General features: G+C 70.5%; 22 protein-coding genes. 13 read left to right on the plus strand and 9 right to left on the minus strand.

Going from position 1 to position 24,543, the window contains the following annotated elements; all coding sequences use genetic code 11:
• Nucleotides 1-4: 4 nt before the first annotated feature.
• From ACFVYL_RS16485 to ACFVYL_RS16495, 3 genes are read right to left on the minus strand one after another with little or no spacing between them, the layout of a single operon-like run.
• Complete coding sequence (locus tag ACFVYL_RS16485; RefSeq protein WP_389716258.1) at nucleotides 5-1,525, minus strand: class I adenylate-forming enzyme family protein; 1,521 nt, start codon at nucleotides 1,523-1,525, stop codon at nucleotides 5-7.
• Nucleotides 1,525-1,767: an acyl carrier protein gene (locus ACFVYL_RS16490; RefSeq protein WP_389716259.1), complete on the minus strand. Its 243-nt coding sequence runs from the start codon at nucleotides 1,765-1,767 to the stop codon at nucleotides 1,525-1,527. The genes ACFVYL_RS16485 and ACFVYL_RS16490 overlap by 1 nt, the downstream gene beginning before the upstream one ends.
• Nucleotides 1,764-2,828, minus strand: a complete 1,065-nt coding sequence (locus ACFVYL_RS16495) for a hypothetical protein (RefSeq protein WP_389716262.1) — start codon at nucleotides 2,826-2,828, stop codon at nucleotides 1,764-1,766. Before ACFVYL_RS16495 ends, ACFVYL_RS16490 begins: the two co-directional genes overlap by 4 nt.
• 370 nt (nucleotides 2,829-3,198) lie before the next feature.
• On the opposite strand from ACFVYL_RS16495, the gene ACFVYL_RS16500 reads away from it, so the two are divergent.
• From ACFVYL_RS16500 to ACFVYL_RS16525, 6 genes are read left to right on the plus strand one after another with little or no spacing between them, the layout of a single operon-like run.
• A complete protein-coding gene (locus ACFVYL_RS16500; protein ID WP_389716265.1) occupies nucleotides 3,199-5,421 on the plus strand; it encodes an MMPL family transporter in 2,223 nt (740 codons plus the stop codon).
• 1 nt (nucleotide 5,422) lies between these two features.
• Nucleotides 5,423-6,526 (plus strand): 1,2-phenylacetyl-CoA epoxidase subunit PaaA, encoded by a 1,104-nt coding sequence (gene paaA, locus ACFVYL_RS16505; RefSeq protein ID WP_389716267.1) that lies wholly within the window; start codon nucleotides 5,423-5,425, stop codon nucleotides 6,524-6,526.
• Nucleotides 6,526-6,831, plus strand: coding sequence for a 1,2-phenylacetyl-CoA epoxidase subunit PaaB (gene paaB / locus ACFVYL_RS16510; protein ID WP_389716271.1), 306 nt, complete (start codon nucleotides 6,526-6,528; stop codon nucleotides 6,829-6,831). Before paaA ends, paaB begins: the two co-directional genes overlap by 1 nt.
• Nucleotides 6,821-7,684 (plus strand): 1,2-phenylacetyl-CoA epoxidase subunit PaaC, encoded by an 864-nt coding sequence (gene paaC, locus ACFVYL_RS16515; RefSeq protein ID WP_389716272.1) that lies wholly within the window; start codon nucleotides 6,821-6,823, stop codon nucleotides 7,682-7,684. Before paaB ends, paaC begins: the two co-directional genes overlap by 11 nt.
• Nucleotides 7,685-7,689: 5 nt before the next feature.
• Complete coding sequence (gene paaD / locus ACFVYL_RS16520) at nucleotides 7,690-8,226, plus strand: 1,2-phenylacetyl-CoA epoxidase subunit PaaD (protein ID WP_389716275.1); 537 nt, start codon at nucleotides 7,690-7,692, stop codon at nucleotides 8,224-8,226.
• A 29-nt stretch (nucleotides 8,227-8,255) separates the two neighbouring features.
• A complete protein-coding gene (locus tag ACFVYL_RS16525; RefSeq protein ID WP_389716278.1) occupies nucleotides 8,256-9,455 on the plus strand; it encodes a 2Fe-2S iron-sulfur cluster-binding protein in 1,200 nt (399 codons plus the stop codon).
• A gap of 133 nt (nucleotides 9,456-9,588) precedes the next feature.
• Here ACFVYL_RS16525 and ACFVYL_RS16530 read toward each other — a convergent pair whose 3' ends face one another.
• The 4 genes from ACFVYL_RS16530 to ACFVYL_RS16545 all read right to left on the minus strand — a co-directional run bounded on the left by ACFVYL_RS16530 (nucleotide 9,589) and on the right by ACFVYL_RS16545 (nucleotide 15,043).
• Nucleotides 9,589-11,874, minus strand: coding sequence for a heterodisulfide reductase-related iron-sulfur binding cluster (locus ACFVYL_RS16530; protein ID WP_389716281.1), 2,286 nt, complete (start codon nucleotides 11,872-11,874; stop codon nucleotides 9,589-9,591).
• Between the two features lie 221 nt (nucleotides 11,875-12,095).
• Nucleotides 12,096-12,593, minus strand: a complete 498-nt coding sequence (locus ACFVYL_RS16535) for a flavin reductase family protein (protein WP_389716284.1) — start codon at nucleotides 12,591-12,593, stop codon at nucleotides 12,096-12,098.
• 32 nt (nucleotides 12,594-12,625) lie between these two features.
• Nucleotides 12,626-14,104: an aminotransferase class I/II-fold pyridoxal phosphate-dependent enzyme gene (locus tag ACFVYL_RS16540; protein ID WP_389716287.1), complete on the minus strand. Its 1,479-nt coding sequence runs from the start codon at nucleotides 14,102-14,104 to the stop codon at nucleotides 12,626-12,628.
• 222 nt (nucleotides 14,105-14,326) lie between these two features.
• Complete coding sequence (locus ACFVYL_RS16545) at nucleotides 14,327-15,043, minus strand: DUF5324 family protein (protein ID WP_389716402.1); 717 nt, start codon at nucleotides 15,041-15,043, stop codon at nucleotides 14,327-14,329.
• A 400-nt stretch (nucleotides 15,044-15,443) separates the two neighbouring features.
• Here ACFVYL_RS16545 and ACFVYL_RS16550 point away from each other — a divergent pair, with 400 nt between their 5' ends.
• Both ACFVYL_RS16550 and ACFVYL_RS16555 read left to right on the plus strand, forming a co-directional pair.
• Entirely contained in the window at nucleotides 15,444-15,977 is a 534-nt protein-coding gene (locus ACFVYL_RS16550) for a peptidylprolyl isomerase (RefSeq protein ID WP_389716290.1), read from the plus strand.
• A gap of 132 nt (nucleotides 15,978-16,109) precedes the next feature.
• On the plus strand, nucleotides 16,110-17,006 hold the full coding sequence (locus tag ACFVYL_RS16555; RefSeq protein ID WP_389716292.1) for a rhomboid family intramembrane serine protease: 897 nt from the start codon (nucleotides 16,110-16,112) through the stop codon (nucleotides 17,004-17,006).
• Between the two features lie 280 nt (nucleotides 17,007-17,286).
• Here the strand turns inward: ACFVYL_RS16555 and crgA are convergent, their stop codons facing one another.
• Nucleotides 17,287-17,544, minus strand: coding sequence for a cell division protein CrgA (gene crgA, locus ACFVYL_RS16560; protein ID WP_389716294.1), 258 nt, complete (start codon nucleotides 17,542-17,544; stop codon nucleotides 17,287-17,289).
• A 144-nt stretch (nucleotides 17,545-17,688) separates the two neighbouring features.
• Between crgA and ACFVYL_RS16565 the strand changes: the two genes are divergently transcribed.
• From ACFVYL_RS16565 to ACFVYL_RS16585, 5 genes are all read left to right on the plus strand, one after another.
• Nucleotides 17,689-18,459 carry a DUF881 domain-containing protein gene (locus ACFVYL_RS16565; RefSeq protein WP_389716297.1) on the plus strand — a complete coding sequence of 257 codons (771 nt, stop codon included), beginning with the start codon at nucleotides 17,689-17,691 and terminating at the stop codon, nucleotides 18,457-18,459.
• Between the two features lie 24 nt (nucleotides 18,460-18,483).
• On the plus strand, nucleotides 18,484-19,188 hold the full coding sequence (locus tag ACFVYL_RS16570) for a class E sortase (RefSeq protein ID WP_389716299.1): 705 nt from the start codon (nucleotides 18,484-18,486) through the stop codon (nucleotides 19,186-19,188).
• A 210-nt stretch (nucleotides 19,189-19,398) separates the two neighbouring features.
• Nucleotides 19,399-20,058: an aminodeoxychorismate/anthranilate synthase component II gene (locus ACFVYL_RS16575; protein ID WP_389716301.1), complete on the plus strand. Its 660-nt coding sequence runs from the start codon at nucleotides 19,399-19,401 to the stop codon at nucleotides 20,056-20,058.
• Nucleotides 20,055-21,338: a class E sortase gene (locus tag ACFVYL_RS16580; protein ID WP_389716304.1), complete on the plus strand. Its 1,284-nt coding sequence runs from the start codon at nucleotides 20,055-20,057 to the stop codon at nucleotides 21,336-21,338. Before ACFVYL_RS16575 ends, ACFVYL_RS16580 begins: the two co-directional genes overlap by 4 nt.
• 24 nt (nucleotides 21,339-21,362) lie before the next feature.
• Entirely contained in the window at nucleotides 21,363-22,100 is a 738-nt protein-coding gene (locus tag ACFVYL_RS16585; protein WP_389716306.1) for a class E sortase, read from the plus strand.
• Between the two features lie 266 nt (nucleotides 22,101-22,366).
• On the opposite strand, the gene pknB is transcribed toward ACFVYL_RS16585, so the two are convergent.
• The gene (gene pknB / locus ACFVYL_RS16590; protein WP_389716308.1) at nucleotides 22,367-24,394 is read right to left on the minus strand and encodes a Stk1 family PASTA domain-containing Ser/Thr kinase; all 2,028 of its coding nucleotides are present in this window, start codon (nucleotides 24,392-24,394) and stop codon (nucleotides 22,367-22,369) included.
• Nucleotides 24,395-24,543 lie beyond the last annotated feature (149 nt).

Here is a 24,543-nt window from a genome sequence, read left to right on the forward strand (position 1 = left end):
CGGCTCAGGCGCGCAGCAGCTTTTTGAGGATCTTTCCGGCGGGGCTGCGGGGCACTTGGTCGATGAATTCCAGATGCCGGGGGCGTTTGTACGGCGCCAGGCGTTCGGTGAGGTGGGCCATCAGCTCGGCCCGGGTGACGGCGGGCGCCTCGTCGGCCGCGGTGTCCGAAGGATCGGCGGGTCCGGTGACGACGTACGCCTTCGGGACCTCGCCGTAGTCCGCGTCCGGGACGCCGACCACGGCCGCGTCGCGCACCAGCGGGTGCGTGAGCAGCGCGCGCTCGATCTCGGCGGGGTAGACGTTCTGCCCGGCGCGCAGGATCAGGTCCTTGCGCCGGTCGACGAGGCGGATGAGCCCGCTCTCGTCGAGGAGGCCGAGGTCGCCGGTGCGGATCCAGCCGTCGACGGTGATCTCGGCGGTGGCGGCCGGGTTGTTCCAGTAGCCGCGCATCAGCCCGGGGCCGCGCACGGTGATCTCGCCGACGGTGCCGAGCGGCAGCTCCGCGCCCGCGTCGTCGAGGACCCGTACCGACATGCCGGGGATGACCCGGCCCGCGGGCAGCGCGCCGGGGCCCGCGGCGAGGTGGTCGGCCGGGCCGAGAGTGGCGAACGGGCCGCCCACCTCGGTCATGCCGTACACCTGCCGGAAGCCGCAGCCGAGCCGCTCGGCGGCCTCGGCCTGCACCTCGACGGGCATCGGCGCCGCCCCGTACAGGACCTCGCGCAGGGAGCCGAGGCCGGTGCTCGCCATGGCCTTGCTCTGCAGCAGGAAGCGGAGCATCTGCGGGACGAGCCAGACGTGCGTGGCGCGGTGGCGCTCCATCGCCGCGAGCGCCCGCTGCGGTGTGAAGCCCGGCAGCAGTACGACGGTGGCGCCCGCCGCCAGGTAGGTCAGGATGACGGTCATGCTGCCGTGGTAGAGCGGGCAGCAGTTGACCAGCACCATGTCGTCGGACGGCGCCGCCACGGCGAGCCAGCCCAGCGAGATGGAGCGGAACGAGCCGTGGTCGACGGTGACGCCCTTGGCCCGGCCGGTGGTGGCCGAGGTGTGCAGGATCGCGGCGAGGTCGCTGTCGGCCACGTCCGGGAGCCGGAAGTCCTCCGCGCCGTCGCCCTCGGCCCGCGGGGCGGTGAGCTCCGCGTACTCCGGACCGTCCACCGCGAGCCGGAGGCGCACCGGCAGATCGGGGTGGCGCGCCAGCAGCGCGGACTCACCGAGCAGCACACCGGCCCCGGTGCGCCGCACCATGTCGGCCACCTCGGGCGCCGTCAGGCTGTGGTTCAGCGGGACGAACAGCGCGCCGAGCTTGGCCAGCGCGAAGTACGACTCGATGACCTCGACGCGGTCCAGGGACAGGACGGCGACCCGGTCCCCCTTGGCGACGCCGCGCGCCGCGAGACCGCGGGCGAGCCGGGTCGTGCGCTCCGCCAGCTCGGTCCAGGTGAGCGAACGGTCGGCGTCGATCAGCGCCGTGCGGTCCCCGAAGCACTGCTGGTTGCGGTGCAGGACCTGGGAGAGCCACATCAGGCGGCTCCCGCCGCCGCACGGCGGGTGGTGATCATGCGTTCGTAGTCGGCGATGGAGGACAGGCCGTCCATGTCCTCCGCCGTGACCTCCACGCCGGTGCGCTCCTCGATGAGCAGGACCAGGCGGACCAGGTCACCCGAGTCGACCCCGCTGGTGCTGAGGTCGGCGTCGTCGGCGATCTCGCCGCCGAACTCCGTCATGCCGGTCAGTTCGACGAGCATCTCCCGTACGGTGCTCATGCGTTGCCTTTCGCTGTGGTGCCGCTGAAGGTGTTGTCCCAGGACCCGTCGCCGACGGGGCAGTCGTGCACGGCCAGCGGTTCGCCGGCCGGCACGGACCAGGGCAGGAACCGGCTCGGGACGGAGCCGGCGCAGAAGTCGGAGAACTCCTCGTGGGGCGGCCTGTGCCGCTCGGAGAGGACCGCGAAGACCGGGTCGACGGGCTTGAACACGCCGTCCTCGTCCAGGACTTCGCACCAGGCGTGCTCGGCGTCGAGCACCCCCAGGTAGCGGCCGCGCCGGGTCCGGGTGGTCAGCCCGTCCGCCGCCGCCCGGCGCTGGAGCTCCAGGGCGCAGACCGTGCAGTCCATGATCCCGAGCCGCTTCGTCGCGGCCGGGTCGGTGCGCAGCAGCGGGTGCATCCACTGGAAGCGGTACGTACCGTCGCGCAACTCGCCCACCAGCGCGTCGAAGTGGCGCCGCGCGGTGGCCGAGAGCAGCGGGGCGCGCCACCCGGAGGTGGTGACCCGGCCGCTCAGGCGCAGCGACGCGGCGTCGCGCACGACCAGCGCGCCGTCCTCGTGCACGGCGGCCTTGTCGCACTCCAGCGCGTCGATGCCGCCGCCGAACACCTCGGGCGTGGGCAGCGCGATCCGCCAGGTGCCGCCGGGACACCGGGGTTCGCGGCAGCGCAGCCGCCAGTCCAGCGTCCAGTGGCGCGGCGGGGTCCAGGTGTCGGGGGCGCCCGAGGCGAACCGGAGCATCATCCGCTGCCCGGCCAGCGGGACGCTGGCGACGGCGCCGGAGTACAGGGCCGTGTTCGCCAAGTCGTGGTAGTCGAAGCGGAGTTCGGCGCCGGAGCCCTCGTGGGCGAGGCCGCCCTCCGCGAGCCGGTCGAGGAGCTCGTCCTTGCAGCCGAGCAGGGCACGCGCCTCGTCCCGGCCCACCCGCAGCTCCCGGTACCTCTCCGGCATCGGCACCAGCTCGCGCAGCGCCGACAGCCAGGGCCGCAGCGCGGGATCCCCGCCGTCGTCCCCCTCGGGGGGCGGCGCGGCAGCGCGTGCGCGGACGTCAGAAGACATGGTGGCGCGGTCCTTCCTGGACAGGCGGGCAGACGGTGGCCGCCGCGAGCGCGCGGCGGGGCGCTCGGGGGCGGTACGGCAGAGGTACTGCGAAGAGGTACGGCAGGGGCACGGCAGAGGTACTGCGAAGAGGTACGGCAGGGGCACGGCAGAGGTACGGAGAACGGCACGGGGCCGCGCACCGAAGCGGCACGCACATCAGAAGAGTCCGGGACACCGCCCCCGCAATCCCTCGCCCCCCGAGAAAGACGCTGTGGCGTACCCCATAGCCCTGCCGTGGATTGCACGGCCGGTCCGCGACCTCATCACCCACGGGGGCGTCCCGCCCTCAGCCCTGTCACGCCCCCCCCCGCGAAAGGGAGTTTGAGAAGTGTTCGAAAGGCTGTTGCACCTGCTGAAGAGGGGACCGCGGCGTCTGCTCTGGACCGTCGGGCTTCTCGCGCTCGTCTGTCTTGCGGGCGGCGGATCCCAGATGAAGTCCATGACCATGGGCGTGGACGACTACGACGACTCCGAATCGGCCGCCGTCCAGGTCCTCGGCGACGTGGAGAAGGCCACCGGCGCCAGCCTCGAACAGGGCTATGTCGTTCTCGTCGAGCTGGACAAGCCCGTCGACCCCCGCTCCGCCGACCGGCCGGAGCGGCTGCGGCGCGCGGTCGACCTGATCAAGAAGCGGCCGGAGGTCACGGGCGTCGAGGACTACGTCTCGGCCAAGAACCCCGCGATGGTGCGCAAGGACGGCCGGAGCACCTACTTCGTCGCCTCCGTCAAGGGATTCGCGCCGGGCGACGCCGTCACCAAGGCGGTCACCGCGACCCAGGACGCCCTCGACGCGGACAAGAAGCTGGCCGACGGCGTCACCCTCGGCGGCCCGACCGCCTCGAACGTCGAGGCCAGCACGATCTCCAGCGAGGACCTCGGCAAGGCCGAGGCGCTCGCCTTCCCGATCCTGCTGATCCTGCTGCTCTTCATCTTCCGCGGCGTGATCGCGGCGCTGATCCCGCTCGGCGGCGCCCTCGTCTCCATCGCCGTGGCGCTGGGCGTGCTCGGCGCGGTGATGACCGTGCTCGACCTCTCGATCTTCGCCCTCAACCTGGTGATGGCGCTCGGCATCGGCCTGTCCATCGACTTCAGCCTGCTGATCATCTCCCGCTTCCGCGAGGAGCTGCGGGCCGGCCACGAGACCCTCGACGCCGTCGGCCGGACCATGCGCACGGCCGGCCGCACCGTCCTGTTCAGCGGCCTGACCGTCGCCGTGGCGCTGGCCTCGCTGCTCGTCTTCCCGCAGCGGTTCCTCTACACGATGGGCATCGCCGGCATCGCCACCTCCCTCGGCGCACTGCTCTTCGCGCTGCTCGGGCTCCCCGCGCTCCTCACCGCGCTGGGCGGACGCATCAACAAGTGGGCGCCCAAGCGCTGGCAGCGCACCCAGGAGCACGGCACGGGCAACGAGTCCGGCGGCCGCTGGTACCGCTTCTCGCACGGCGTCATGCGCCGCCCGGTGAGCGCCGCGGTGGCCGCGAGCGCGGTGCTCGTCGTCCTCGCCCTGCCCGCCTTCGGCATCAAGTTCACCGGCATCGACTCCGCCTCGATGCCCGCGGACTCCGACGCGGGCCGGGTGTACGCGACGCTGGAGAAGGACTTCCCCGGCTCGCTCCAGTCGCCGGTCCACCTCATCTCCGAGGCACCGAAGGAGGCGGGCGCCAAGCTCGCCGCCTACCGCGAGCAGCTGGCCGGTCTCGACGGCGTCGCCGCCGTGACGCAGCCCCGCCCGATCGGCGACGGAATGTGGGAGACGCAACTGGCGCTCAAGGACGCCCCGTTGTCGCTCGACGCCCAGGACACCCTGGACGCGGTCCAGGCCGTGCACGCCCCGTACCCGACCGTGACCACCGGCAACACCGCGCTCTACGACGCGATGATGAGCAGCCTCGGCGACCACCTGCCGCTGAGCATCGCCCTGATGTCGATCACCACGCTGCTCATCCTCTTCGCGATGACCGGCTCCGTGGTGCTCCCGCTGAAGGCGGTCATCACCAACCTGCTCACCCTCGCCAGCACCCTCGGCCTGCTCATCCTGGTCTTCCAGGACGGCCACCTGGAGGGCCTGTTCGACTTCACAGGCCAGGGCGCGCTCCAGCCGACGATGCTCATCATCCTGCTTGCGGTGGCCCTGGCGATGTCCACCGACTACACGGTCTTCCTGTTCTCCCGCATCAAGGAGGGCGTGGACCACGGGCTGCCGGACCGCGAGGCCATCGCGGGCGGCCTGGAGAAGGTCGGCCGCACGGTCACACTCGCCGCGGTGCTCTTCTGCATCCCGATGGGCGCCCTCGTACTGTCCCGCCTGATCTTCATCAAGCAGCTCGGCTACGGCACGGCCGTCTCGGTCATCATCGACGCCACCCTCGTCCGCGCACTCCTGGTGCCGTCGCTGATGGCGCTGTTCGGCAAGGCCAACTGGTGGGCGCCCGGCCCGCTGCGCCGCTTCCACACGCGTTTCCTGAGCGGCCTCCAGGAGCGGGACGAGCCGTCCGCCGCCACGGCCGCGGGCACCGCGCGTGAGCCCGTCTCCACCGGACGGGAGGCCTGACGTGACCGCGGACACCGCGTCCGCCGAGCACTTGGAGGAGCGTTTCGCGGAGCGCTTCGAGGAGCTGCTCCGCGACGACGAACGGGTCGAGCCGCACGACTGGATGCCGGACGGCTACCGCCGCATGCTCGTACGGCAGATCGGCCAGCACGCCCACTCGGAGATCATCGGCATGCAGCCGGAGGGCGCCTGGATCGGCCGCGCCCCCTCGCTGCGCCGCAAGGCCGTCCTCCTGGCGAAGGTGCAGGACGAGGCGGGGCACGGCCTCTACCTCTACGCGGCGGCGCAGACCCTCGGCGTCAGCCGCGGCGAGCTGCTCGACGCCCTGCACAACGGCAGCCAGCGGTACGCGGGCACGTTCAACCACCCGGCGCTGACCTGGGCGGACACCGGCGCCATCGCCTGGCTCACCGACGGCGCCGCCGTCATCAACCAGGTGCCACTGTGCCGCACCTCGTACGGGCCGTACGCCCGCGCCATGCTGCGCATCTGCCAGGAGGAGACCTTCCACGTGCGCCAGGGCTTCGACTCCCTGCGCGCACTGTGCCAGGGCACACCGGAGCAGCGGCAGATGGCGCAGGACGCGGTGAACCGCTGGTGGCTGCCGGCCGTGGCGCTGATGTTCGGCCCGCCGGACACCCCGGCGAGCAAGGACCGCGCCGCGGCCTTCGGGGCGGCGCACACCAGGCGGGCCATCGCCTGGGGCATCAAGCGCCACCCCAACGACGAGCTGCGCCAGCGGTTCGTCGACATCTGCGTGCCGCAGGCCGAGGAGCTGGGCCTGAGCCTGCCCGACCCGGCCATCGCCTGGAACCCCGAACGCGGGCACTACGACTTCACGCCGGTCAGCTGGGACCAGTACCGCGAGGTGCTCTCGGACGACTCCCAGTGCGCGCGCCAGCGCCTGGCGCACCGGGTCGCCGCGCACGAGGACGGCGCGTGGGTACGGGAGGCCGCCGTCGCGGCCGCCCGTCGCGAGGCGGAACAGGCGGAACAGGCCGAGCGGGCCGGGCGGGCCGAAGGTGCGGCCGCGGCGCGACGGGACACACACGAGGCGGCCCGGGGCACCGCGCCGGCCGCCGGCCAGAGCAGGGGGACACCGTGATGAGTACGTACGCGAGCACGAGAGCCGAGACGCCGTGGGAGGTCTTCGTCAGAACCCGCCGCGGCCTGGGCCACCAGCACGTCGGCTCGGTGCTCGGCGCCGACGCCGACCTGGCGATGGCCAACGCCCGTGACCTGTACACGCGGCGCGGGGAGCCTTCGTCGATCTGGGTGGTCCGCTCCTCGGACATCCGGGCCACCGCGCCGGACGAGAAGGAGCCGATGTTCAGCAACGGCACGGGCAAGCCGTACCGGCTCTCCGAGCAGTACGCGGCTCCGGCGGGCGGCAGCGACCATGGCCACTGAGACCGTGCTCGCACCGCAGGCCACCGCCACCTCGCAGACCACCGCCACGTCACCGGAGACCGCCACGTCGCCGGAGACCGCCGCGCCGCGGGACACCGCCGCGCTGGAGAGCGACACCGCGCGGTACGCACTCGCCCTGGGCGACGACGCCCTGATCCTCTGTCAGCGGCTCTCCGCCTGGGTGACCAGGGCGCCCTCCATCGAGGAGGACCTGGCGCTGTCGAACATCGCCCTCGACCTCCTCGGCCACGCCCGCACCCTGCTCGCGTACTCCGCCGAGCTGACCGGACACGGCGACGAGGACACCCTCGCGTTCACCCGCACCGAGCGGCAGTTCCGCAACGTGCTGCTCGCGGAGATCCCCAACGGGGACTACGCGCTCACCCTCGCGCGCCAGCTCTGCCTCGCCCACCAAACCAGGCTGCTGTACGCCGCGCTCACCGGTTCCGCGGACCAGGCACTCGCCGGGTTCGCCGGAAAGGCGGTCCAGGAGTCGGCCTACCACTGCACGCACGCCGAGCAGTGGACGGTCCGGCTCGGCACCGGCACCGAGGAGAGCCACCGCCGGATGCAGGCGGGCCTCGACCAGGTCTGGCCGTACACCGCCGAGCTGTTCGCGACGGACGCGGTGACCGCACGGCTCGTGGCGGACGGTGTCGCCGTGGACCCGGCGGGGCTGCGGGCGGAGTGGGACGCGGCCGTCGGCGGCGTCCTCGACCGGGCCGGGCTGACCCTGCCCAAGGCCACCTGGCACGCCCGCGGCGGCCGGGACGGCCTGCACACCGAGGGGTTCGGGCCGCTGGTGGCCGAACTCCAGGCGGTGCACCGGCAGTACCCCGGGGGCACGTGGTGACGGCGGTGCGCGAGCGGCCGGCCTCCGAGCGGCCGACCTCCGAGCGGTCGGCGGCCGAGCGGCTCACTCCGGAGCAGGTACGGGAGCGGGTCGCCGCGGTGGCCGACCCGGAGCTGCCGTTGATCACTCTCGGGGAGCTCGGGGTGGTACGCGAGGTGACGGCGGGCCCCGACGGGACCGTGGAGGTCACCGTCACGCCCACCTACACCGGCTGCCCCGCCATGGACGTCATCGTGGCGGACATCCGGACCGAACTCGCCCGCTGCGGGCATCCGGACGGGCGGGTACGGACCGTCCTCGCGCCCGCCTGGACCACCGACTGGATCACGGCCGACGGGCGGCGCAAGCTCGCCGAGAACGGCATCTCACCGCCGGGCAGCCGGACCGCACCGCTCGACCTGCGGCTCGGCACCGGCGTGGCCTGCCCGCACTGCGGCTCGACGGCCACCCGGCCGCAGAGCCCGTTCGGGGCGACGCGCTGCCAGTCCGTGCTGGTGTGTCTCTCCTGCCGGGAGACCTTCGGTCACATGAAGGCGATATGACACCACGAGACGGAGCTGTCCGTACCCTCATGGAGCGAACGCAGAGCCCCGCCACCCCTGCCCCCGCCACTCCTGCCCTCCGCACTCCCGCCCCGGCCGGGACCGGTTTCCACGCGCTGCCGGTGCTCCGCGTGGACCGGCTCACCGAAACCGCCGTGGCCATCACCCTCGGCGTCCCCGAGGCGCTGGCCGCCACCTTCGCCCACCGTCCCGGCCAGCACATCGCCGTACGCCACCGTCTCGGCACCCCGGGCGCGGGCGCGGACGCGGGTACAGCCACAGGCACCGGCACGGGGGAGGAGATCCGGCGCAGTTACTCGATCTGCCGCCCGCCCGGCTCCGCGCCGCCCGGCACACTGCGCATCGTCGTCAAACAGCTGGGTCCCGGCGGCTTCGGCGAGTACGCCGTCACGCGGCTCGCCGCGGGCGACACCCTGGAAGCGGGCCCGCCGAAGGGCAGCTTCACGCTCGCGGACCGGCCCGGCGCGCACCACGTGCTGATCGGCGGAGGCAGCGGCATCACCCCGCTCCTGAGCATGGCGGCCGCCGCCCTGGACGGGGACCCGCGGTGCAAGGTCTCGCTCGTCTACGCCAACCGCACGGCGCGCTCGACCCTCCTCGCCGAGGAGGTGGCGGACCTCAAGGACCGTCACACCGGCCGGTTCTTCGTCCTGCACGTGCTGTCCGGCGAGGAGCGCGAGTCGGAGGTGCTGTCCGGCCGGGTCGACGCGGCGAAGCTGCCGCGCCTGCTGGCCGGGCTCGGCGCCGAACCGCGCGACGCCCGCACGCACTTCTACCTCTGCGGCCCCTGGGGCCTGGTGGAGTCGGCGGACGAGGTCCTGCGGGAACTCGGCGCCGCCCCCTCCCGCGTACGCCGTGAACTGTTCACGACGGACCCGGCGGACCAGTCCATGGCGATCCGTGAGGACACGGCCGCGGGCGACGGTGGCGGCGCCCGCGTCACGGCCAGGCTGCACGGCCGCAGCACCGAGGCCGAGATGACCCCGCAGGACCCCTCGCTCCTCGCGGCCGTCCTGCGGCACCGGCCGGAGACCCCGTACTCGTGCCGCGACGGCCTGTGCGGTTCGTGCCGGGCGCGGGTGGTCGACGGCGAGGTCGTGCTCGCCCGGCGCCACGCGCTCACCCAGGAGGAACAGGACGCGGGGTACACCCTGCCGTGCCAGGCCCGTCCGGTGTCGGACCACGTCGGGCTCGACTTCGACGCGTAGCCGGACAGGTAGAAGCCCCGGACAGGTAGAAAGCCCGGACAGGCAGAAGCCCCGGACAGGCAGAAAGACAGGGCCGGAACCGCACAGTGCGGTTCCGGCCCTGTCTCGTGGAACGGGGTGCCCGACGCCAGTGTTACGTGGCGGGCTCGTGCTCCGTGGCCTCTTCCCCGGCCGTCTCACCCGTGGTGTCGTCGACCGGTGTTTTGACGGAGTCGAGGAGGAGTTGGGCGACGTCGACGACTTGGAGGCTTTCCTTGGCGGCTCCGTCGTTTTTCTTGCCGTTGACGGAGTCGGTGAGCATGACGAGGCAGAAGGGGCAGGCGGTGGAGACGATGTCGGGGTTGAGGCTGAGTGCTTCGTCGACTCGTTCGGTGTTGATGCGCTTGCCGATGCGTTCTTCCATCCACATGCGGGCGCCGCCGGCGCCGCAGCAGAAGCCGCGTTCCTTGTGGCGGTGCATTTCCTGCTGGCGCAGGCCGGGGACCTTGTCCATGATCTCGCGCGGGGGCGTGTAGATCTTGTTGTGGCGGCCCAGATAGCAGGGGTCGTGGTAGGTGATCAGGCCCTCGACGGGGGTGACGGGGATCAGCTTGCCCTCGTCGATGAGGTGCTGGAGCAGCTGGGTGTGGTGGATGACTTCGTAGTCTCCGCCGAGCTGGGGGTACTCGTTGCCCAGCGTGTTGAGGCAGTGCGGGCAGGTCGCGACGATCTTCTTCGCGCTCTTCGGCTTGGCCGATTCGGGCGTGGTCTTGCCGTCGTCGTCGAGCTCTTCGCCGAAGGCCATGTTCAGGGCCATGACGTTTTCCTGGCCGAGCTGCTGGAAGAGCGGTTCGTTGCCCAGGCGGCGGGCGGAGTCGCCGGTGCACTTCTCGTCGCCGCCCATGATGGCGAACTTGACGCCCGCCATGTGCAGGAGCTCGGCGAAGGCCTTGGTGGTCTTCTTGGCGCGGTCTTCCAGGGCGCCGGCGCAGCCGACCCAGTACAGGTACTCGACGTCGGTGAGGTCCTCGATGTCCTTGCCGACGACCGGCACCTCGAAGTCGAGTTCCTTGAGCCATTCCAGGCGCTGCTTCTTGGCCAGGCCCCAGGGGTTGCCCTTCTTCTCCAGGTTCTTGAGCATCGTGCCCGCTTCGGAGGGGAACGCGGACTCGATCATGACCTGGTAGCGGCGCATGTCGACGATGTGGTCGATGTGCTCGATGTCGACGGGGCACTGCTCGACGCAGGCACCGCAGGTGGTGCAGGACCACAGGACATCGGGGTCGATGACACCGTTCTCCTCGGCCGTGCCGATGAGGGGGCGCTCGGCCTCGGCGAGAGCGGCGGCGGGCACGTCCTTGAGCTGCTCCGCACTCGCCTTCTCGTTGCCCTCCATGTCCTTGCCGCCACCGGCGAGCAGGTAGGGCGCCTTGGCGTGGGAGTGGTCCCGCAGCGACATGATCAGCAGCTTTGGGGAGAGCGGCTTGCCGGTGTTCCAGGCAGGGCACTGCGACTGGCAACGCCCGCACTCCGTGCAGGTGGAGAAGTCCAGCAGGCCCTTCCAGGAGAACTGCTCGACCTGGGAGACACCGTAGACGTCGTCATCGCCCGGGTCCTCGAAGTCGATCGGCTTGCCGCCCGAGGCCATCGGCTGCAGCGCGCCCAGGGCCGTGCGGCCGGAGGATTCCCGCTTGAACCAGATGTTCGGGAAGCCGAGCATGCGGTGCCAGGCGATGCTCATGTCGAGGTTCAGGCTGACCGTGATCATCCAGATGAAGGACGCGCTCAGCTTGAGCATGGCGAAGAAGTAGACCCAGGTCTCCACGCCGGAGTGGCTGAGGCCGTCGAAGAGCAGCGTGAAGCCGTAGGAGACGTAGTTGTCCGGGCCGTAGTCCGCGTGGTGCAGCACGCCTTCCAGTCCGCGCAGCGCCATCACCGAGAGACCGATGAGGAAGATGACGATGTCGACGAAGTAGGCGTGGGTCCGGTTCGATCCGGCGAAGCGGGACTTGCGGCCCGGCCGGGTCGGCAGGCTCAGCTGCCGGATCACGAACATGATCACGATGCCGAGCGTGGTGCCGGTGCCGATGAACTCGATGTACATCTCGTACGGCAGCCAGCCGCCGATGACCGGCAGCGTCCAGTCCGGGTGGAACAGCTGCCCGTACGCGTTCACGATCGTCAGGAACAGTGTGTAGAAACCCAGCGCGACGAACCAGTGGGCAAAGCCCACCAGTCCCCACTGGGCCATCCGCGTATGGCCGAGGAACTCCTTGACCAGCGTCACACTCCGCTGCCACGGATTGTCCAGACGATTCGCGTTCTCCGGCAGCGGCGCACCCAGCCGGAAGAAGCGGAAGAAATGCACAAAGGCGCGCACGAACAATGCAATGCCGACCGCGCTGAGTGTCAGCGAAACGACGATCGCGGCGAGTTGCATGGGGGCTCCTCGAACCGGTCCCGGTGGGGCTGATGGACGTAGATGTAATCTGCGAGCGGGCGCCCGCCCGGACAGGCGGGGACGCCCGACTATTACTAAGCGGTAACTTATTGAGCTCGTACGAGACTACCGCCCCGCTCAGCAGGGGCACACCCGCTCAGGCAGTGATCTGCGTCGCTGATGAGATCTGCGTCGCTGCTGAGCGCTGAGAGCCTGTCCGCTCAGGCGGGGTGTCCGGCAGTGATGTCGCTCGCGTCGTGGAGCGAGAGCGGGGCACGCCCTCCGGCCCCCACCGCGTGGACGGCGATCGGGTCGAGGAAGAAGGCGACGTGGTCGCCACCGTCGACGCGGTCATGGACGCGACCGGCGAACCAGGCGAGGGCGTCGTCCAGGACGAGGGTTCCGTCCGGCCCTTCGTGCCACTTCAGGCCGGCGAACTTGTCCGTCTCGGCACTGCAGAGGGAGCCGAAGCGCTCGGCGAGGTCGTGCCGGTCGCGCGGCAGGAGGTGGACCGCGAGGGTGCGGGCCTGCCGGGCGAGGCGGTACGTGTGGTTGGCCTTGGAGATCCATACGGCGAACCGCACGGGCTGCAGGGAGCACTGGCTCGCGAAGCCGACCAGGCACCCCGCGCGCCGCCCGTCCTCCGCCACCGCCGTGACCACGTACATGGGTGGGGAAAGGAGATCGGTGAAGGCATCCATGCGCTCGCCCCTGCTCATGCGCCCGCCCTCATATCCGTGCTCCTGCTCGTTCACGCGGTGACCCGGACGGTCCGCAGGCCGCTGTCGGCGGCGTCCGGAAGGTTCATGCCTGCCCGCACCCCCGAGCGCAGATAGGTCAGCACCGGTTCGGTCAGTCGCTCGCCGGGCAGGACGACGGGAATCCCGGGCGGGTACGGGGTGATCATCTCGGCGGCGACACGCCCTGCCGCGTCCTCCACGGGGACGTCCTCGTAGGAGGCGAAGTAGGCGTCACGCGGCAGCGCCGCCTGCGTCATGCGCAGCCCGGCCGGGTCGGGCACGGTCACCCCGGGCACGTCCTTCAGCTCCTCGGCGTGCGTGGCCAGATCGCGCAGTGCGTCGAGGAGCCGCCCCACGGTGGAGGCGTCGTCGGCGTGTGTGAGCTGGGCGCTGATCCGGCGATGGTCGAAGAGGTGCATGTCGACGTGGTGGTGGGCGCGCAGCCAGTCCCCGGCGCGGTAGCCGGTGGTGCCGAGGCCGGAGAGGTCGATCACGACGGGCAGCGGGTCGAAATCCGCCGCTCTCCCCGGACCGCAGTAGTCGGCGGCGCCGTCGACGTGCAGGCCATCGACGCGTTCGATCGCCGCACGGGTGCGGGCGGCGAGGTGCAGTGCGTCGTCGAGGAGTCGCTTGCCGTCCTTGACCATCTGGCGCCGCCAGCCGTCGAGACCCGCATAGAGCAGGACCGAGGGACTTGTGGTGCCCAGCAGGTCGGCGCGGGAAGCGAGGACCGCGGGGTCGATGAGGTCGCCCTGGAGGTGGAAGACCGAGCCTTGTTCGAGGCCGCTGCCCATCTTGTGGACGCTGGTCACGCAGATGTCCGCGCCCGCGTCCATCGCCCAGGCCGGCAGCTCGTCGTGGAAGGGCAGGTGTGCGCCCCACGCCTCGTCGACGATCAAGGGCTTGCCGCGCCGGTGGCACACATCGGCGATGCCGTGCAGGTCGGCGGCCGAACCGTAGGGCGTAGGGCTGGTCACCAGCGCGCCGTCGGCGTCGGGGTGGGCGGCGAAGGCCTCCTCGAACGAGTCGGCCGTGGGCGGATGCGCGAGGTGCCGATCGGGGTCCCAGGCGGGACTGACCCAGACGGGCTCGACCCCCGACAGGATCAGCCCCGCGATGACGGACTTGTGGGCGTCGCGCCCGACCAGCAGACGGCGATGCGGCGCGGTCACCGTCAGCATGGCCGCCTTGACCGACAGGGAGCTGCCACAGGTGGAGAAGAAGGTGTGCTCGGCGTGGACGGCGTCCGCCATCAGACGCTGGGCGCGCGCCAGGACGTTGCCGCGGTTCAGCCGGTCGTCGAGGCCTCCGTTGGCGAGCAGGTCACCGAGGAACACCGCGTCGCCGAGCACCTTCCTGACCCGGGGGTCCGCGCCGCGGGCCTGCTTGTGGCCGGGCGGGGTGAAGGCGAGTTCATCGACGTCGTGGTAGCGCTCCAGCGCCTCCAGCACAGGGGCCTCGTCGTGGTCCAAGCTCTCGTTCACGGCCATGCCAGGAGCAGTTCCCTTTCCACCGTGCACCAATCAGCACGAGCGCTCGGATGGCTCACAGCCTGTCGTTGAACCCCGCCTGTGCTCGCCCTGCTCACGGGTGGCACGGCCTCGCCGTCCCATGTTTCACGTGAAACGCCGTGGGGCGGGAGACCTCCCGGCCTCCCGCCCCACGGCGTCGTTGCGTCCCGCCCGACGGCGTCGTTCGCTCCAAGAGCGGGGTCAGCTCTTCTTCTTCTCCCCGTTCGTGGCGTCGGCCTCCGCCTCCGCCTCGGCCTGCTTGGCCTGGACCTCGGGGTCGAGGGCCGCCTGAGCGCTGCCGTCCACGGACGTCAGCGGCGTGCTGGCCGGGACCTCCGTGGCCGCGGGCGGCTCGACCAGCCAGTCGGGGTTGGCCTGCTTGTCCCACCACTTCCAGGCGGCGACCGCACCGCCCGCGAGGATGCCGAACACGGCCAGGCTCTTGGCGAGCCGGCCCGCCCTGGCCCGGCGCTCGTGCTTGCGCGCCAGGCGCTGGATCTCCTTGGCCGAGACCTGACCGCGCAGCGCGGCGAGGGCCGCCGTGCCACGGGACGCGGCCTCGTCGCGTACGGGCTGCGCGGCGGCGACCGCGTGCTCGATGCGGGGCTTGGAGTACTCGGCGGCCTGCCGGGCGGCCTTGCGGGTGCGGACGGCGGCCTCGTGCGCGGCCTGGTCGACCTTCGGCGGTACATGCGTGCGGGCCTGCTCGACGCGGGGGGCGACGTGGGCGCCGTACTGGACACGGGCCTGCTCAGCGGCCTGCGACACCTTGGGTGCGAGCCGTACGCGCGCTTCGTGGGCGTAGTGGGTGGCCCGGTCCTTGGCCGTGTCGGCGTAGGGCGCCACCGCGTCCGCGGCGTGACGCACGCTGTCCTTGGCCGAGCCGGTCGCGGCGCGCACGCTGTCGATGCGGGTCACGGGTTCCTCCTCCTCGGTGGCGTATAGGTATGTCACCTTTCCACCCTTTCAGCGATCATGCCTTCCGGATCGCTCCGAAGACATGCGAGGGCGGGCATCCGGGTCACAGGGGCTGGCGCCGGCCCTGTTTCCGGTCCAGTCGATCCAGTCTCCGAGTCCGGCTCTGGGCGAGTTGTACTGCGAGTCGTTCAGCGGGTTGTTCGGCAAGAAGAAATCTCTGCTCCACCCGGTTACCCCGATCGGCCCGTCTGTCCCGTTCCATTCGGTCGAATCGGCGCAAGAAGAGCTCCCGGCCGACAATGCCACGGATCGCTTCGGCGCGCGCCCAGTCGGTGGCTACTCGTCCCAATCCGGTCCGTGCGAGGATCGGGGGGTCACAGAAGACAACGGAAGGCAGATCGTGGCTGAGCAGCTTTACGCCACCCTGAAGACCAACCAGGGCGACATCGTGGTCCGGCTCCTGCCGAATCACGCGCCCAAGACGGTCAAGAACTTTGTTGAGCTCGCTCAGGGCGAGCGCGAGTGGGTCCACCCCGCGACCGGCAAGAAGACCTCGGACCGCCTGTACGACGGCACCGTCTTCCACCGGGTGATCAGCGGTTTCATGATCCAGGGCGGCGACCCGCTGGGCAACGGCACCGGCGGCCCGGGCTACGAGTTCGAGGACGAGTTCCACCCGGACCTCGCCTTCGACAAGCCTTACCTCCTGGCCATGGCCAACGCCGGCCCGGGCACCAACGGCTCGCAGTTCTTCGTGACTGTGTCGCCGACGGCCTGGCTGACGCGCAAGCACACGATCTTCGGCGAGGTCACCGACGCGGCCAGCCAGAAGGTCGTGGACGCCATCGCGGCCACCCAGACCAACCCGCGCACCGACCGTCCGGTCAACGACGTGGTCATCGAGTCCGTGGTCATCGAGACCCGCGACGCCTGACCTGCGCGTATTCGCGAGGGAGCCTCGCGCGCCCGCGAGGGAACCAAACCGCCCCGCCCATCCGTAAGGAAGGGCGGGGCGGCGCGTTGCCACGTGTGCACCGTGCCTTCGTACGAGGATTGAGGGGACCCCATGGACCAGGCGCCAGGCAGCCCGCAGGAGTCACAGGGGGCGTCGGGCCTGCCCGCCTGTTACCGGCATCCGGGCCGGGAGACCGGCATCACCTGCACGCGCTGCGAGCGGCCCATCTGCCCCGAGTGCATGATCAGTGCCTCGGTCGGTTTCCAGTGCCCCGACTGCGTCCGCAGCGGCTCGGGCACCGGCCACACGCCGGCGGCCAACCAGCCGCGCACGGTCGCGGGCGGCACGGTCGCCGCCGACCCGCGCCTGGTGACCAAGGTCCTCGTGGGGCTCAATCTCGCGCTGTTCGTCGTGCAGCTGGCGGTCGGGGACCGCTTCACCGACCGGTTCGATCTGCTGGGGCGCGCCTTCGTCCCGGAGTTCGGCTCGGTCGAGGGCGTCGCCGAGGGGCAGTGGTACCGCCTCGTGACGGCGATGTTCCTGCACAGCAGTTATATGCACATCGCTTTCAACATGCTCAGCCTGTGGTGGATCGGCGGTCCGCTCGAAGCGGCCCTCGGCCGCGTCCGCTACCTCGCGCTCTACGCGGCCTCCGGCCTCGCGGGCAGCGCCCTGACCTACCTCCTGGAGGAGCCGTACCGGCCCTCGCTCGGCGCCTCCGGTGCCATCTTCGGTCTGTTCGGCGCGACCGCCATCCTGATGAGGCGGCTCAACTACGACATGCGGCCGGTCATCGCACTCCTCGCGATCAACATGGTCATCACCTTCTGGTGGCCCAACATCGCCTGGCAGGCCCACGTCGGCGGCCTCGTCGGCGGTGTCATCGTCGGCTACGCGATGGTGCACGCGCCCCGCGAGCGGCGGAACCTCATCCAGTACGGCAGCTGTGCGCTGGTGCTGGTCGCGACGGTCGTCATGGTCCTCGTACGGACCGCGGAGCTCACCTGACGTACCAGGTTGTCCACAGCGTGTGGCGGATCTTGTGCATGATGTGGGAACACGCGTGCCCCTTGTCACTGTCCTGGGTTTCCCCAGGAAGGACAAGGGGCACGCGAGGTGCGGGGATGCGGTGGGCCAGTCACACCGGCGTCAACCGGCCGAGGGTTATCCACAGATCTTCAGTCTTATCCCCAGGTGGGGATAGCGCTGTGGATAACTCAGGGCAAGGCTTGCGCTCGGAGCGGTGGAACTGCTCGTGCCCACCGCCGCACGAGGGCCCGTGCGGGCGCTACTTCCACTGGGTGGAGACGCCGAAGCCCGCGGCGATGAAGCCGAAGCCGACCACGATGTTCCAGTTGCCCAGCGGGTCGACCGGCAGCTTGCCGTCCGTGACATAGAAGACGACGATCCAGGCGAGGCCGATGAGGAACATCGCCAGCATCACCGGAGCCACCCAGCTCCGGTTGGTCAGCTTGATGTTCGTCGCCTTCTTGGCGGGCGGCGGCGTGTAGTCGTCTGCCTTCTTGCGGATACGTGACTTCGGCACGAGGGTCTCTCCTGTCGATGCGCTGCGTGGCCGCGCAGGTAACTGTGGTCTGGCGCGCCGGGCGTGGCACTACACGGAGCTGAAGCCTCCCCCGGGCGTCCGTTAGCGTAGTGCTTCCGCGGCGCTGAAGGAGATAAGGGTACGTTGAGCAATTCTGCCGACCCCCACAAAGGTGCCGGCCGTCGCCCCCGATGGCGTCCGGTTCGGGTGCTTACGGGTGCTGTTTTCGCCCTCGCCGGCCTGATCTTTTTCACCAGTTTCAACACGGCCAAGGGCACCAACATCCGTACGGATGCCTCCCTGCTGAAACTCTCCGACCTCATTCAGGAGCGCAGCCACAAGAACGGCGAGCTCGACGAATCCAACGGCTCCCTGCGCGACGACGTCGAGTCGCTCGCCCAGCGCGACAGCGGCGGCACCAAGGCCGACGACGCCCGGCTCAAGGCGCTGGAGGAGAACGCCGGCACCAAGAAGCTCAGCGGCGATGCGGTCACCGTCACCCTCGCCGACGCCCCGCCCAACGCCACCGCCAAGCTGCCCGGCTACCCCGAGCCGCAACCCAATGACCTGGTCATTCACCAGCAGGACCTGCAAGCCGTGGTGAACGCCCTCTGGCAGGGCGGCGCCGAGGGCATCAAGGTCATGGACCAGCGCCTGATCTCCACGAGCGCCGTGCGCTGCGTCGGCAACACCCTGATCCTCCAGGGCCGCGTCTACTCCCCGCCGTACAAGGTGACCGCGGTCGGCGACCCCGGCAAGCTCAAGAACGCCCTGGCGGCCTCCCCCGAGATCCAGAACTACATGCTGTACGTCAATGCCTACGGACTCGGCTGGAAAGTGGACGACGACGGGGCGGTGACTCTTCCCGGCTACTCGGGCACAGTGGATCTCCACTACGCGAAGCCTGTGGAGTAGCGGCCCCTGGGGGAGCCTGTGTCCGTGCGTGTGCTCGTCAGGACGTTCAGCGAACTGTGCATCACCGTCGGCACGTTGATCGTGCTCTTCGTCGTGTACGTCCTGTTCTGGACCGGCGTGAAGGCCGACAACGCCATGGACGGCCAGATCGACGAGCTGCGGGACCAGTGGGCGCGGGGCGCGGTATCCACCGGCGCGGACGACAAACCGGCCGGGACGGGACCCGCCGAGAGCTCGCCGGAGAAACCGGCCCCCTACAGAGACGGCAACGCCTTCGCCGTCATGTACATCCCGCGGTTCGGTTTCACGTGGAACAAGCCCGTGCTCCAGGGCACCGGCGCCGGCGTCCTGAAGAAGGGCCTCGGTCACTACGCCTCCACCGCCCGGCTCGGACAGAAGGGCAACTTCTCCGTGGCGGGCCACCGGCGCACCTACGGCGACCCCTTCAAGGACTTCCCCGAGCTGCGCCCCGGCGACCCCGTCGTCCTGACCGACGGCGCGACCTGGTTCACGTACCGCATCGACAAGAAGCCCTACAAGACGCTCCCCGGCGACATCGGTGTCATCGATCCCGTGCCGCGCCGATCCGGCTATGACGGCCCGGGGCGTTACCTGACCCTTACGACCTGTGAACCGGAGTGGGGCCACAGTCACCGGCTGATCGCCTGGGCACATCTGGATGCCACCCAGCCCGTGGAGGCCGGGAAACCGGAGGCACTGCGCCGTTAGTCTGGTGCGGTACGGCGAGGGAGGCCATGCCGTACGCGACGGAAGGGACGGCATGTACGGCTGGATCTGGCGGCATCTGCCGGGAAACGCCTGGGTGAGAGCACTGGTTTCGCTGGTGCTCGTCCTCGCGGTGGTCTATGTGCTGTTCCAGTACGTCTTCCCGTGGGCGGAACCGCTGCTGCCCTTCAACGACGTCACCGTGGACGGCCAGTGAGTACCGCCGACGGCCGTGGCCGTACCCGCATCCTCGTCGTCGACAACTACGACAGCTTCGTCTTCAACCTCGTCCAGTACCTCTACCAGCTCGGTGCCGAGTGCGAGGTCCTGCGCAACGACGAGGTCGAGCTCCGGCACGCCCAGGACGGCTTCGACGGCGTGCTGCTCTCGCCCGGCCCCGGCACCCCGGAACAGGCGGGCGTCTGCGTGGAGATGGTGCGGCACTGCGCCGCCACCGGCGTGCCCGTCTTCGGCGTCTGCCTCGGCATGCAGTCCATGGCGGTGGCGTACGGGGGCGTGGTGGACCGCGCCCCGGAGCTCCTGCACGGCAAGACCTCCTCCGTCCGCCACGAGGGCAAGGGCGTCTTCGCGGGCCTGCCGTCGCCGTTCACCGCGACCCGCTACCACTCGCTGGCCGCCGAACCGGCCACCGTCCCGGCCGATCTTGAAGTCACCGCGCGTACGGAGGACGGCATCATCATGGGCCTGCGCCACCGTGAACTGCCGGTCGAGGGTGTGCAGTTCCACCCCGAGTCGGTGCTGACCGAACACGGTCATCTGATGCTGGCCAACTGGCTGGCGGAGTGCGGCGACACCGGCGCCGTCGGCCGATCGAGCGGGCTGGCCCCGGTGGTGGGCCGGGCCACGGCGTGACCGACCTGCGCCCCGAGCGCGACTCCTCCGGAGCCCCGTACGACGCGAACGGCGCGCACGGGGACACGGGTGCGTTCGAGGCGGCGGTCGATCATCTGGACGACCCGCTGACGGATCCGCTGCCGGGGCAGCACTCCTCGCCGTGGTTCCGCAGCGCGTCCGCGGAGCCGCAGCCGCAGCCGCAGCCGCAGCCGCAGGCGCAGGAAGAGGAGTGGTACGACCCCGAGGGGTACGCCCGCGACTGGTACGGGGCGCAGTCACCGTCACCGGCATCGGCACCGGCACCGGCCCCCGAAAGCCAGCCGGAACCCACGTACGAGGAGCTGTACGGCGCATACGCCCCCGAGCAGCCCGCGCCCGCGCCCACGCCCCCGCCCGTACAGGACGACGAGACCGTGGGCCTGCGGACGGTGGACACCCGTCGAATAGCCGAAGCGGAGCCCGACGGCACCCCGGGGGCGGGAAACGCCGTCGAGGGCGGCAGGGCAGCCCGCCGCAAGGCCGCCAAGAAGGGCGGTGCGCGCCCGGCCGCGAGCCCCGCCGGGGCCCGATCCGCCGCCGCTCCCCTCTCCCGCGTCGAGGCACGTCGTGCGGAGCGCGCCCGCAGGCCGTCGCCGGGCGCCGTGATCAGCCGAGGGCTCGGCGAAGTCTTCATCACCGTCGGCGTCCTGATGCTGCTGTTCGTCACGTACCAGCTGTGGTGGACGAACATCCGCGCCCACCAGCAGGCGAACGGCGCCGCCCACGACCTCCAGGAGAGCTGGGCCAAGGGCGAGGGCAAGCCCGGGACCTTCGAGCCGGGGCAGGGTTTCGCGATGCTGCACATCCCGCGCCTTGACGTCGTCGTGCCGGTCGCCGAGGGCATCGACAAGGAGAAGGTCCTCGACCGCGGCATGGTCGGCCACTACAACGAAGGCAGCACCAAGACCCCGATGCCGGACGCGGCGAAGGGCAACTTCGCGGTCGCGGGCCACCGCAACACCCATGGTGAGCCGTTCCGCTACATCAACCGCCTGGAGCCGGGCGACCCGATCGTGGTGGAGACGCAGGACAAGTACTTCGTCTACAAGATGGCGAGCATCCTGCCCCAGACGTCCCCGGGCAACACGAGCGTGATCGGTCCCGTGCCGCCGGGCTCGGGGTTCACCAAACCCGGCCGGTACATCACACTGACCACCTGTACCCCGGAATTCACGAGTAAGTATCGAATGATCGTCTGGGGCAAGATGGTCGAGGAACGACCGCGCAGCAAGGGCAAGCCCAGCGCGCTCGTGAACTAGAACGGTGAGAACGGGGCAGATCGAGTGGCAGCCACGACCGACGACGAGCAGCAGGCTCAGGCGCCCGCACCGCCCCCCGCACCCTCGCGCCGGGGCCGCGGCCCCCTCGCCACGGCGGTCAGCGTCTTCGGTGAACTCCTCATCACCGCGGGCCTCGTGCTCGGCCTCTTCGTCGTCTACTCGCTGTGGTGGACGAACGTCATAGCGGACCGCGAGGCGCACAAGCAGGGCAACCGGGTGCGCGACCACTGGGCGAGCGGCCCCGGCAGGATCGACACCAAGGACGGCATCGGCTTCCTGCACGTGCCCGCGATGGGCGGCGGTGAGGTGCTGGTCAAGAAGGGCACCAGCAGCAAGGTCCTCAACGACGGCGTCGCCGGCTACTACAAGGAGCCGGTCAAGTCGGCCCTGCCCGAGGACAAGAAGGGCAACTTCGCGCTGGCCGCGCACCGCGACGGGCACGGCGCGAAGTTCCACAGGATCGACAAGATCAAGAAGGGCGACGCGATCGTCTACGAGTCCCGGGACAAGTGGTACGTGTACAAGGTGTACTCGACGCTCTCCGAGACCTCGAAGTTCAACGTGAAGGTCCTTGACCCCGTCCCGAAGGAATCGGGCGCGAAGAAGCCGGGCCGCTACATCACCCTCACGACCTGCACGCCGGTCTACACCTCCCGCTACCGGTACGTCGTCTGGGGCGAGCTGGAGCGGATCGAGAAGGTCGACGCCGAGCGGACACCGCCGCCGGAGCTGCGGGGCTAGGCCCTGTCGTCAAACTCCCGTCTGCCTCGCGACGCCTGGCACGCACGCTCGCCGCGTTGCCGGGCTCATCCCGGTACGCCCAGTACCGGGATGACCCTCCGCCTTGCGATCGCACGCACCAGACGCCGCGAGGCCGCCCTCCGGGCCAACGACGCGAGTTCGACGACAGGGCCTAGCCGCGGAGCACGGACGCAGCGAGAGAGCCCCGGTACCGCTCAGCGGCACCGGGGCTCTCTCGTGCTCTGGAACGCGCGTCCAGGAACGGGTCAGTAGTCGAAGCCCGGCCACCTGTCGTGCTTGTCGCGATGGGACAGGCCGCCGACGAAGCCGTCGTCCCCGTCGTCTCCGCCGCCGCCGTTGTTGCCGTTGCCGCCACCGCCGCCTGCGGTGGTCAGGTTGACCGCCGAACCGGGCGCCACCTTCTCGCCCGCGTTGGGCTGCGAGAAGACCACCAGGGCGTCGTCGTCCTGCGGCCCTGTGATGGTGCCGACCGTCAGACCCGCGTCCTCGATGGCCTTGCGGGCGTCCTTCAGCTTCTGGCCGGTGAGGGGCGGGACGGTGGACTCCTCGGCCGCCTTGGCCACCTGGACGGTGACCGTGGAGCCGGGGTCGGCCGGGGTGCCGGCCGACGGCGTGGTCTTGATGACCTTGCCCTCGTCGACATCCTCGCTCGCGACGTCCTCGCGGGAGGCAGTGAAGCCGTTGTCCTTGAGTCGCTTCTCGGCGGCCGCGTAGTCGAGACCGGTCACGTCCGGGACGCTGACCTGCTTCTTCTCCTTGGCGACGATCAGCGTGATCTTGCTGCCCTTCTGGACCTCGGTGCCGGAGGTCGGGTCCTGCTCCAGGACCGTGCCCGGCTCCTCGGTGGACTCCCGGGACTTGGACGTGACCTTGAACTGGTACTTGTCGTCCTGGAGCTTCTCCGTGGCGTCATCGACGTTCGTCGAGATGACGTTCGGCACCGCGACCTTGGGCGCGCCGGTCGACACCGTCACCGTCACGGTGTCGCCCTTCTTGACCTCGGCGTCGGCCCCGGGGTCCTGAGCGCAGATCTCACCCTTGGGGTACTTCTCGCACGGCTTGCGCTCGCCGATCTCCAGCTTGAGGCCGACGTTGTCCGCCGACTCCTCGGCTTCCTTGTACGTCTCACCCACGAAGTTCGGCGCCTTGGTGGAGTCGTCACCGCCGTTCCCGGTGAACGCCACCTTGCCGATGAGGATCGCCCCCACGAGGACTAGGACGCCCGCGAGGACGAGGAGCCACGTCGAGGTGTTGCTCTTCTTCTGGCGCCGGCCGCGGCCCTCGTCGTAGCCGTAGCCCCCGTCGTCCGGGTTGACCGGAGGCATCATCGACGTCTGGCCCTGGTTGTTCTGCGGGCGCAGCATCGCGGTCTGCTGGTCGTTGGGGTGACCGCCGTAGCCCACCGCGCCCATGGCGGCGGTGGCCGCGACGGGCTGGCCGTCGAGGCAGGCCTCGATGTCGGCACGCATCTCGTCGGCCGACTGGTAGCGGTAGTCCGGGTCCTTGGTGAGCGCCTTGAGGACGATGGCGTCCATCTCCGGCGTGATCTCCGCGTCGAAGACGCTCGGGGCCTGCGGTTCTTCCCGTACGTGCTGGTAGGCCACCGCGACCGGGGAGTCGCCGACGAACGGCGGCCGGACGGTGAGCAGCTCGTAGAGCAGACAGCCGGTGGAGTAGAGGTCGGAGCGGGCGTCGACCTGCTCGCCCTTGGCCTGCTCCGGCGAGAGGTACTGCGCCGTGCCGATGACCGCGGCGGTCTGCGTCATCGTCATGCCGGAGTCACCCATGGCGCGGGCGATGCCGAAGTCCATGACCTTGACCTGGCCGTTGCGCGTCAGCATGACGTTCGCGGGCTTGATGTCGCGGTGGACGATGCCGTTCCGGTGCGAGTACTCCAGGGCCTGGAGGATGCCGATCGTCATCTCCATGGCCCGCTCCGGCAGCAGCTTGCGGCCGGAGTGCAGGAGCTCGCGCAGCGTGGAGCCGTCGACGTACTCCATCACGATGTACGGGATGGAGACCCCGTCGACGTAGTCCTCGCCGGTGTCGTAGACCGCGACGATCGCCGGGTGGTTGAGCGAGGCGGCAGACTGGGCCTCACGGCGGAACCGGGCCTGGAACGACGGGTCGCGGGCGAGGTCGACTCGCAGCGTCTTCACCGCCACGGTGCGGCCGAGGCGGGTGTCGTGCGCGAGGTAGACCTCCGCCATCCCGCCGCGGCCGAGCACCTGGCCCAGCTCGTACCGGCCGCCGAGGCGACGCGGCTCTTCCATAGCTAATCCAGCCCTCTCCGTCGGTCCCGACCGCACCGTTGTGTGGTCCGGCGGTGTGCTGTCCGGGCTTACCGTACCCGGCTCGTCTTGCGTGACCCGGCCGCGACCGTCACCCGATACCGGACCGGTACCGCAACGTGCACCGATGT

The organism is Streptomyces sp. NPDC058308 (assembly GCF_042880275.1).
Lineage (GTDB): Bacteria > Actinomycetota > Actinomycetes > Streptomycetales > Streptomycetaceae > Streptomyces.

Bases quoted from the DNA above. Each gene is read 5' to 3' on its own strand.
- ACFVYL_RS16485 (WP_389716258.1), bottom strand. From the start codon at position 1,525: ATGTGGCTCTCCCAGGTCCTGCACCGCAACCAGCAGTGCTTCGGGGAC.
- ACFVYL_RS16490 (WP_389716259.1), bottom strand. From the start codon at position 1,767: ATGAGCACCGTACGGGAGATGCTCGTCGAACTGACCGGCATGACGGAG.
- ACFVYL_RS16495 (WP_389716262.1), bottom strand. From the start codon at position 2,828: ATGTCTTCTGACGTCCGCGCACGCGCTGCCGCGCCGCCCCCCGAGGGG.
- paaB (WP_389716271.1), top strand. From the start codon at position 6,526: ATGAGTACGTACGCGAGCACGAGAGCCGAGACGCCGTGGGAGGTCTTC.
- paaC (WP_389716272.1), top strand. From the start codon at position 6,821: ATGGCCACTGAGACCGTGCTCGCACCGCAGGCCACCGCCACCTCGCAG.
- ACFVYL_RS16525 (WP_389716278.1), top strand. From the start codon at position 8,256: ATGGAGCGAACGCAGAGCCCCGCCACCCCTGCCCCCGCCACTCCTGCC.
- ACFVYL_RS16530 (WP_389716281.1), bottom strand. From the start codon at position 11,874: ATGCAACTCGCCGCGATCGTCGTTTCGCTGACACTCAGCGCGGTCGGC.
- ACFVYL_RS16535 (WP_389716284.1), bottom strand. From the start codon at position 12,593: ATGAGCAGGGGCGAGCGCATGGATGCCTTCACCGATCTCCTTTCCCCA.
- ACFVYL_RS16540 (WP_389716287.1), bottom strand. From the start codon at position 14,104: ATGGCCGTGAACGAGAGCTTGGACCACGACGAGGCCCCTGTGCTGGAG.
- ACFVYL_RS16555 (WP_389716292.1), top strand. From the start codon at position 16,110: ATGGACCAGGCGCCAGGCAGCCCGCAGGAGTCACAGGGGGCGTCGGGC.
- pknB (WP_389716308.1), bottom strand. From the start codon at position 24,394: ATGGAAGAGCCGCGTCGCCTCGGCGGCCGGTACGAGCTGGGCCAGGTG.